This is a genomic window from bacterium, assembly GCA_041648665.1.
Lineage (GTDB): Bacteria > UBA10199 > UBA10199 > 2-02-FULL-44-16 > JAAZCA01 > JAFGMW01.
Window position 1 is genome coordinate 1 of sequence record JBAZOP010000106.1, and the last position, 9,340, is coordinate 9,340.

Here is a 9,340-nt window from a genome sequence, read left to right on the forward strand (position 1 = left end):
CTCTCCGTGAAGGCGAACAAGGCACCCTCGCCGCCTGGCTCGCCGAGCGGAATCCCGAACAGACCAAGATCGGCAAGGACCCGCGCGAGGCGGGGCTGGTGAATCGCCTGGACAACGAGACCTCCGGCATCGTCGTGGCGGCGCGGACCACAGACGCGCATTCAGGGCTCAGGCGGCAGTTCAAAGAGGAGGGAATCAGAAAACGCTACCTCGCGCTGGTGATAGGAGAGCCGCCCGACCGCGGCATGGTCGACGCGCCGATCGCGCATCACCCCTCTAAGGCGAAGAAGATGGTCGCATGTGAGACGGAGTCTCTCGCGAAAGAACTCTCGGCGAGGCCGGCCCACACCTCGTTCGAGGTCCTGGAGCGCTACAGTATGAAGGACGCGCGCTACGCGCTGCTCTCGGTCACGATCAAGACCGGCGCGAGGCACCAGATACGCGTGCACCTCGCGCACATCGGTTTCCCGATATCAGGCGACGCGATATACAGGAACCCCAGGAAGAGGGGGCAGGATCCGCTCGCTCCGGCCAGACACCTTCTCCACAGCGCGAAGATCTCCATAGTCAATCCTCTCACGAATAAGCTGATGACCTTCGAATCGCCGCTCCCTCCGGATTTTCAGACGGCGCTCTCTAAGCTCCGCCCGGAGAAGGAGCGTTGACACAGCACCCCTCTGCCTCTATACCCCCTGGCATGCGCATATCCATCATATCGGCCTTCGCAGCCCTGGCCGTGCTCATGGCGGCCTCAGTCATCTTAGTCGGCGACACGGCCGGGGGCGGCTCTCAGGGGCTGGCACTGGACGACCTCTCCAGCAGCAAGGTCGGCACCTTCCCGAAGCTCTGGCGCACATGGCCCACGCATCGCGATGAAGCGGCAAAGGTCTACAGCGTGGCCGAGGAGAACGGCGCAAAATTCATCCGCGCGGACGACGACAAAGACCTCTCCGAACAGATATTCTTGAACTTCGACTGGAATACAGAGGAAAGGCCCATGCTCTCGTGGAGATGGCGGGCGCAAAAACTCCCCGAAGGGGGTAACGAGGCGACGACCGCCTTCAACGACAGCGCGTGTGCAGTCTATGTGGTGGTGGGCCGCTACAAGGGGATCGCCATCAAATACGTCTGGAGCACGACGCTCCCCGTAGGCAAGGTCGTAAACAAGCGCGACGGGAAACTCATGGTCAAGGTCCTGGACAGCGGGCGGGCGGGGGCGGGCAAGTGGGTGAGCCACACGGTCGACGTGGCCCGCGACTACAAGGAGCTCTTCGGCAAGGAGCTGGACAAGAACCCGTCGGGGATAGGCCTGCTCACCGACGGCAACGCCACGCACAAACCGTCGGCCTGCGACTACGCCGACTTCACGATCTCAAGAGAGGCAAGCTGACATGCGGAGCTTGGGCATAATCGTCGCAGCGCTCTTCCTGTGCTCCCTCGCATCGCCGCAGGCGCTGGCCAAAGGCAAAGCGGCCAAACCGACGGCGAAGGCAGCGGCAAAGACGGCGGCAAAGGCGGCCCCCCGCGAGATACCGCAGAGCGTTATTCAGGCCATAGCGGCCGGAGACCTCTCCTCCGCGGTGATCGCGCTGCGAGAGGAACCCCCCAGTCCCAAGAACAATTACCTGATACGCATCGCCACCAGCGTCGTGCTCTCCCAAATAGGCGACAAGCCCAACCTCTCGGAAGAGCACCAGCACCACCAGAACCTCGGCATCGCCTTCCACAACCTCTTTCTCTTCCTGAAGGCGCGAGGAATCACGAATGAGGAATACGCAGACCAGGCCTTGAAAAATTACAAAAAGGCGAGACGAGCCGGAACCGTGTTACACAAGGCCGAGTGCGACCTCCTGACCGCCGCGTTACACGCCTCCATGGGCGACCGAGAAAAAGCGAGGAAGCTGTTCGACAAGATCGACAAGTTCATGCTGCGCAGCGACTTTGAGTCAGCCGAATATCTTGCAACATATTACGCCGCCATGGGCGACGCCGGGAAGGCAAGCGAAGCGATCAGAAGCGCCTATGAGATGAACCCCAATACGACCCTCGTATGGCTCGAAGTGGGGGACGACTTCCACGATATCGAATCGGACCCGGCTTATAAGGAGATGCTCTCCTCGCTGTCAAAGGAGAGGAAGGACAAGGAACTCACTCTCAGCGTCCCGGAGAGCTCCGACCCGAGGCTCCAGATCGAAAACCGGAAACCGGCGAAATAAGCGCCCCGGTCATTCGCCGTCGTTGCCTATGGCCTCCACAGGGCACGAGTCCATGGCCTCTTTGCACTGAGCCTCTTCCTCGACCCCTTCCGGCTGTTTGCCCACGAACGCATAGCCCGCCTCTTCCTGGTGCATGAAATTCACAGGCGCGATATCGCGGCAAAGGTTGCAGTCGATGCATTGAGTATCCACATAGAAACGGCCTTCGACGTTCTCCGGAACCCTGTCTTCGCGGTTCGCCATCAGTCCACCCCCTCGTGAACAAGTTGCCGATTTCGATAACGGCGCAGCAGCGGCATGTCAAGCGCAAAGCTCCCCGCGCCTCAGCCCTTCTCGTTGAAACGGAAGGAGATGCTGTATATCCCGTCCTCGAACGTGGTCTTGAGCGCGAAACCTGCGGCCCGGAAGACCGACATCATCTGTTTGTTCTCGTGCAGCACCGACGCCACGAAACCGTCGATCCCGCTCTTCTGCGCAATCTCAATCAGGAACATGAGGAGCGAGCGGCCTATCCCGCGATTCTGCCACTCGTCCCTCACCAGGAACGCGACCTCGGCCATCTTCTCCTCTTTGGATCCGCGCATGTAGCGGCCCACGGCGAGTATTTTATCTCCGGCCACGTCCTGGATGGTGGCCACGATCGCCATGTCCTTGTCGTAGTCGATGGAGACCAGCGGCATGACGCGAGAGTGCGGCAGGCTCTTCACCGGCTGGAAAAAACGATGATAGACGCTCGTGGACGAGAGCGAATAGAAGAATTCCCTGATCGCCTCCTCGTCCGTGGCCCTGATCGGCCTGAACGATATCTGGCTTCCGTCCGCTATCACCTGGCAGCGCTCCAACTCCTCCGGATAGCGCACGCTGTCCCACGACAGCTCGATCTGGTCCTCGTAGACGTACTTGAACTCCTTCGCCTTGCGCAGGAGCTCCGCTCGGAATTTTGGGTGGGCTATATTCATGAGCTCCATGGCGCGCTCGCGTATGTTCTTTCCGTACAAATCGGCGATTCCGTACTCGGTTATCACGTAGTGCACGTCGCCGCGCGTGGTGACGACTCCGGCGCCCTCGCTCAGAAACGGCACTATCCTCGAAACCGTGCCGTCCATGGCCGTGGATTTCATCGCTATGATCGGCTTGCCGCCGATCGAGCGCTCAGCCCCCCTTATGAAGTCGAGCTGCCCCCCTATCCCGCTGTAGAACTTGTGCCCCAGCGAATCGGCGCAGACCTGCCCGGTCAGATCGACCTGGAGGGCGACGTTTATGGCCACCATCTTGGGGTGCCTGCTGATGACGTAGGGGTCGTTGACGTATTCCGACGGGTGCAGCTCTATCGCGGGATTCCTGTCCACGAACCTGTAGAGCTTCTGGGTCCCCATGACGAACGAAGCCACCGCCTTGCCGTGGTCCAGCACCTTCTTCGAGCCGTTCACCACGCCGGACTCGATGAGCTCCATCAGCTGGTCGGTGAACATCTCGGTGTGGATGCCGAGGTCCTTCTTGTCCTTGAGGAACTCCAGTATCGACTGCGGTATGGCGCCTATCCCCAGCTCTATCGTGGAGCCGTCCTCGATGAGCGATGCGACGTGCCTGCCTATCCGCATTATCGTCTCGTCTACCTCGACGGGATGATATTCCAGGAGCGGCCTCTCCGACGGCACCATATAATCGATGAAATCCACCGGGATCAGCGAGTTGCCGTGCGACCACGGCATGTTGGGGTTGACCTCGGCGACGACCAGGCTCGCGTTCTCAGTGGCGCTCTTCACGATGTCGACCGACACGCCCAGGCTCACCATGCCGTCCTCGGACGGAGGCGTCACCTGTATGAGGGCGACGTCCAGAGGTATCCGGCCGGACTCGAAGAGTCTGGGGAGCTCGGAGAGGAACACGGGCGTGTAGTCTCCCAGCCCCTGTTGCACCGCGTCGCGGACGTTTTCGCTTATGAAAAAACTGTTGAACCGATAGCTCTGGGAAAAACGCTCGCGCGCGTAGGGCGCCACGCCCATGGTCAGGAGGTGATAGATCTCGGCGTCGGAGACGTCGCTTTTCCCCTCCGTGAGCGCCTCGATGAGCGCCTGCGGGGCCGCGCACCCGGTGCCGATGAATATCTTGTTGCCGGGCCTTATGTGCGAGACCGCCTCAGCAGCCGTGACAACCTTGCCCGCGTATTTCGATTTCCAGTCCGTCGATTCCGCCATGACCTCTTCCCCTTATCGGCTCAGGATGATAAGCCGCTGATCCTTACGCGCGCGTCCACCGCCACAGCGCTCGCCCTGTCGCTGGAGACGTTGAGAGGGTTGATGTCGAGCTCCTCTATCTCGGGGAAGTCCATGGAGAGCTGCGATATGCGCCTTATGCACTCCGCCACCAGATCCATATCCACGGACTTCTCGCCGCGCACTCCCTTGAGCAGTTTGTAAGTCTTGGTGCCCACCAGCATCTCGTACGCCTCGTCGCGCGTGATGGGGGCCAGCTGGAACGACACGTCGCGCAGCACCTCCACGTAGACGCCGCCGAGCCCGAACATGAGCATCGGCCCGAACTGCGGGTCGCGCGTCATCCCCACTATTATCTCGCGGCCGCCCTTCACCATCTCCTGCACGAGCACGCCCTGCAGCCTCGCCTTCGGCTCGCGCTGGCGTATGCGCGTCATCATGAGCTCGTATGCATCCCTCACGTCCGACGGCCCCGCCAGCCCCACCTTCACCCCGCCGACGTCGGATTTGTGCACTATGTCGGGCGAGACAATCTTCATCACCACCGGGAAACCGATCGTCGCAGCCGCGGACTCCGCTTCGTTCGCGCTGCGGGAGAGGACCGACTTCGGCACGGAAAAACCGTAGGCGGCGAGGATCGCCTTGGAGTCCTGCTCTCCCACGTTGAACTGGCCCCTCTTGCGGCAGAGGTTGATGACCCTGTCGACCTTCGTGGTGTTGACCGAGAAGCGCGTGATCACGCGCGGCGGCCTCTCGCGCCACTTCGCAAAATCGGAGGTCACCAGCAGAGCCTCCACCGCGCGCTCGGGCGTGGGATAGTACGGCACCTTGCCCCTCTGCAGGATCTCGATGCCCTGGGCGACCCTGTCCGCGCCTATGAACGAGGCGAAGACCGGCTTCCCGAATTTTTTCGACACCGATACGACCTCCCGCGCGGCCTCCGTGGCGTCGGTCATGGCCTGGGGGGTGAGCAACACCACGACCGCGTCCACCCCCTCGTCCTTGAGCACCACTTCCAGCGCCCTGCCGTAGGTCTCGGCCTTCGCGTCGCCCAGTATGTCTATCGGGTTGTGGACGTTGGCCGCAGCGGGCAGGAATGAGAGGAGTTTCTCCTCGGTCTTTTTGGAAAGCTTTGCGAACGAGAGCCCTGCGTTCTCCACCGCGTCCGCCGCCATGATGCCCGGCCCGCCGGCGTTCGTGACCACGGCCACGCGCCTGCCGCCGGGCAGCGGCTGATAGGAGAAGGCCTGCGCATAGTCGAACAGCGCCTCGAGCGAAGGGGCCTGTATTATGCCGCTGCTGCGAAACGCGCACTCGTAAGCCATGCGCGCGCCCGCGAGGCTGCCGGTGTGGGACGATGCCGCAGCCGCCCCCGCCGCGGTAGTGCCGGCCTTGATGAGGATCACGGGCTTCTGCTTGGTCACCCGCTCCGCGGAGCGCATGAAATGCGGGCCGTTTATTATGTTCTCGAGGTAACCCACGATCACCTTGGTATCGCCGTCCTCACCCAGCTCCTCGATCAGCACCTCCTCGTCTATGTCGACCTTGTTCCCGATGCTGATGAGCTTTGAAAATCCTATGTGGTTGCGGAGCGACCAGTCGATGATCGCTGTGCACAGCGCCCCGGACTGGGAGATGACGGCTATGTCCCCCTCTTCCGGATGGTTGGCCGCAAACGACGCGTCCATCCTGTGCTTGGTGTTGATCAGCCCCAGGCAGTTGGGGCCCAGGACCCTCACGCCGCTCGTCATCGCCGCGTTGTAGAGCCTCTTCTCGAGGTCCGCCCCCTCGGCGCCCACCTCCTTGAATCCGGCGGATATGACGATGGCCGCGCCGATACCCTTGCGGCCGCACTCCTCGATGATCTCGGGCACGAGCTTCGCCGGGACCGCGATCACGGCCAGGTCGACCCCGTCCGGCACCTCTCTCAAATCCTTGTAACACTTGCGCCCCATCACGTCCGGCGCCTTCGGGTTCACGGGATATATATCGCCGGAGAAGCCGTGCTCCACGAGGTTCTTCACGACGGAGTGGCCGACCTTGCCCTCCTCGCGGGACGCCCCGACCACGGCCACAGAACGCGGCATGAAAAGTTTATTTAACACGGCCCTCCTCCGATCGCTTTCCGTTCAGGCATTCAAGCAATTTATGGGCATCAAAGCAATTGAGAATATCGCCCTTGGCGAGCCACCCCTTGCGCGCCACGTTCACGCCGTAACCTATCAAGCCCATGTCGTCCGGAGAATGCGCGTCAGGGCAGATGATGAACTTCACGCCCTTGTCCCTGGCGCGCTTGCACCAGCGCCAGTCCAGGTCCAGTCTCTGCGGGTGCGCGTTGATCTCCATGGCCACGCCCAGCTCGGCAGCCGCGTCCAGCACCCGGTTCATGTCCACGGCGTAGGGGTCCCGCGCGAGCAGGAGCCTTCCGGTGGGATGCGCGAGCGCATGCACGAACGGATTGGATATCCCCTTGATGATGCGCCTCGTCATCTCCTCCTCAGGCATGTTGAAACGCGTATGCACCGAGGCGATCACGATGTCGAAGGCGGCGAGGAGATCGTCCTCGAAGTCGAGCAATCCGTCCGCCAGCACGTCCACCTCGATGCCCTTGAGCACAAGAAAGTTCTTAAACTTTTTATTGAGCGCGTCGATCTCCCGGTGCTGCCTCTTCACGTCCGCAGGCGTAAGCCCGTGCGCCACGGTCAAAATTCGGCTGTGGTCGCATATCGCCAGGTATTCGAAGCCCATGACGCGCGCAGCCTCGGCCATCTTTTCTATCGAGGCCTCTCCGTCGGAGTAATTCGAATGCACGTGCAGCACGCCCTTGAGATCCCCATCCTCCACCAGCTTCGGCAGCTTTTTACCCTCCGCCGCCTCCAACTCGCCCATGTCTTCGCGAAGCTCCGGCTCGACATAGTCCATGCCGAGCGCCGCAAAGAGCGCGGCCTCGTCCGCGCATTTCATCGATTTTTCGGACCCTTCCTTGAAGAGGCCGTACTCGTTGAGCTTGAGGCCCATGGACTTGGCCCTCGCGCGCATCCGGACGTTGTGCTCCTTGGATCCCGTGAAGTGGTGGAGGGCGAACGGGAACTGCTCTTCGGTAACGACCCTGAGGTCGCACTGCACGCCCGACTCGAGTATCACCTCGGATTTTTTCTCTCCGTGCTGGAGGACCCGCTCCACGATCGGCATCGAGACAAAGCGATCCATGACCTTGACCGGATCCGTCGAGGCGGCGATCATATCCACGTCGCCCACCACCTCCCTGCGACGCCTCACGGATCCCGCCACCTCCAAGCGATCAACCTCCGGCCACGATTCCACCATCTCGTGAACGGCCTTCGCCTGCGCCGCGGCCTCGGAGAACAGGCGCTTCCCCGCGAAGCGGCGCAGCATCGCTATGCCCGCGAGGATCTTTTCCTCCGTCTTTGCGCCGAAGCCCGGGGCGCCGGCTATCATGTGCCGCTTGCATAGGAACTCGAGCTCGCCAGCGCTCTTGATCCCCATCCCCCTCCAGAGATGCGCCGCCTTCTTGGGCCCGAGGCCGGGTATGGAGAGCATCTCGATCACGCCCTCGGGCACCGATTTTTTGAGACCCGCATACTCCGCGATCTCGCCGGACCTGTAGAGCTCCGCGATGTGATCGGCCAGATTTCGGCCGATCCCCTTGATCTCGACCAGCGCGTCCTTCTCTATGAGCGGACCGATCTCTTCGGCGAGGCCGTCCACTGTGCGCGCTGCGTTCTCGTAGGCGCGCACCTTGAACGGATTTGCGCCGGTGAGCTCCATCAGGACCGCCAGCTCATGGAGGGCTTCTGCGATCTGTGCCTTGTCCATAAAAAACCGTGACCCGTCACGGGTTCTGTTTTATTCCGTATTGCTTGATCTTGCGATAGAGGGTGTCGCGGCCGATGCCGAGAACTTCCGCAGTTTTTGAGATGTTCCACTCGAATTTCCGCAGCATGGTCTCGATATGCTTCGCCTCCAGCTCTTCGAGCGACCCGGCCTTCATCCGCCCGGGGCCGGAGCGCGTCTGGGTCTCCAGCACTCCCAGGGATAAGTTCGACGCCTTTATCTCGGGCGGCCGGCCGAAGACCGCGGCCCTCTCTATAGCGTTCTGCAGCTCGCGGACGTTCCCGGGCCATGCATAGGACATGAGCATATCCTCCGCGTCCTTTGAAAACCCGGTGAAGGGCTTGCCCACCTTGAGCGAAAAAATCTTCAGGAAGTGTTGAGCCAGCGGGATCACGTCCTCCATCCTCTCCCTGAGCGCCGGTATGTGTATGGGCAGCACCGAGAGCCTGTAGAACAGATCCGACCGGAACTCCTTCCTCTCAACCGCAGCTTCCAGATCCTTGTTCGTGGCCGCGATCACGCGCACGTCCACGCTTATCTCCTTCACGCCACCGATCCTTTGAAATGACCTCTCCTGCAGCACCCGCAGGAGCTTCGTCTGCAGGCCCTGCGAAAGATCGCCTATCTCGTCGAGGAATACCGTGCCCCCATTCGCGTGCTCGAACTTTCCGTGCTGCATCTCCACGGCGTCGGTGAACGAGCCCTTCTCGTGACCGAAGAGCTCGTTCTCTATCAGGGTCTCCGGCATCGCGGCGCAGCTGACGGCAACGAAGGGCTTCAGCTTGCGCGGGCCGTTGTAGTGGATCGACGTCGCCGCAAGCTCCTTGCCCACTCCGCTCTCGCCGGTGATGAGCACCGTGGCGTCGCTCTCCGACAGCTGCTTCAACTGAAGCACGATCGCCTTCATGATATCGCTCCTGCACGTCAATCGATCGAACCCGTGTTCCCTGGCCACCTCCTGCTCGAACTGCGCTATGGTCCTGAAGGCCTTTCTCGACTCTATCGCATTTCCCAGCTTCACCCACAGCGCGCCGAAATCTATCGGCTTGACCA

8 protein-coding genes are annotated in these 9,340 nt (G+C 61.5%); 3 read left to right on the plus strand and 5 right to left on the minus strand.

Translation table 11 applies throughout. The features are described from left to right. From WC683_17795 to WC683_17805, 3 genes are all read left to right on the plus strand, one after another. On the plus strand, positions 1 to 665 hold a 665-nt coding region (locus tag WC683_17795; protein ID MFA4974463.1), incomplete at its 5' end, for an RluA family pseudouridine synthase. A gap of 32 nt (positions 666 to 697) precedes the next feature. After that, entirely contained in the window at positions 698 to 1,390 is a 693-nt protein-coding gene (locus WC683_17800) for a DUF3047 domain-containing protein (protein MFA4974464.1), read from the plus strand. Position 1,391: 1 nt separating this feature from the next. Continuing rightward, on the plus strand, positions 1,392 to 2,216 hold the full coding sequence (locus WC683_17805; protein ID MFA4974465.1) for a hypothetical protein: 825 nt from the start codon (positions 1,392 to 1,394) through the stop codon (positions 2,214 to 2,216). A gap of 9 nt (positions 2,217 to 2,225) precedes the next feature. Here WC683_17805 and WC683_17810 read toward each other — a convergent pair whose 3' ends face one another. From WC683_17810 to WC683_17830, 5 genes are all read right to left on the minus strand, one after another. After that, positions 2,226 to 2,459: a ferredoxin gene (locus WC683_17810; GenBank protein ID MFA4974466.1), complete on the minus strand. Its 234-nt coding sequence runs from the start codon at positions 2,457 to 2,459 to the stop codon at positions 2,226 to 2,228. Positions 2,460 to 2,539: 80 nt separating this feature from the next. Then, the gene (locus WC683_17815; GenBank protein MFA4974467.1) at positions 2,540 to 4,414 is read right to left on the minus strand and encodes a GNAT family N-acetyltransferase; all 1,875 of its coding nucleotides are present in this window, start codon (positions 4,412 to 4,414) and stop codon (positions 2,540 to 2,542) included. 20 nt (positions 4,415 to 4,434) lie between these two features. Then, positions 4,435 to 6,537, minus strand: a complete 2,103-nt coding sequence (locus tag WC683_17820; GenBank protein MFA4974468.1) for an acetate--CoA ligase family protein — start codon at positions 6,535 to 6,537, stop codon at positions 4,435 to 4,437. After that, complete coding sequence (gene polX / locus WC683_17825) at positions 6,527 to 8,269, minus strand: DNA polymerase/3'-5' exonuclease PolX (protein MFA4974469.1); 1,743 nt, start codon at positions 8,267 to 8,269, stop codon at positions 6,527 to 6,529. Before polX ends, WC683_17820 begins: the two co-directional genes overlap by 11 nt. Positions 8,270 to 8,285: 16 nt before the next feature. Further along, positions 8,286 to 9,340 (minus strand): sigma-54 dependent transcriptional regulator (locus tag WC683_17830; GenBank protein MFA4974470.1); only part of this gene is annotated, 1,055 nt, incomplete at its 5' end.

Coding starts and splice junctions, on each gene's coding strand:
- WC683_17800 (MFA4974464.1), top strand. CDS start 698: ATGCGCATATCCATCATATCGGCCTTCGCAGCCCTGGCCGTGCTCATG.
- WC683_17805 (MFA4974465.1), top strand. CDS start 1,392: ATGCGGAGCTTGGGCATAATCGTCGCAGCGCTCTTCCTGTGCTCCCTC.
- WC683_17810 (MFA4974466.1), bottom strand. CDS start 2,459: ATGGCGAACCGCGAAGACAGGGTTCCGGAGAACGTCGAAGGCCGTTTC.
- WC683_17815 (MFA4974467.1), bottom strand. CDS start 4,414: ATGGCGGAATCGACGGACTGGAAATCGAAATACGCGGGCAAGGTTGTC.
- polX (MFA4974469.1), bottom strand. CDS start 8,269: ATGGACAAGGCACAGATCGCAGAAGCCCTCCATGAGCTGGCGGTCCTG.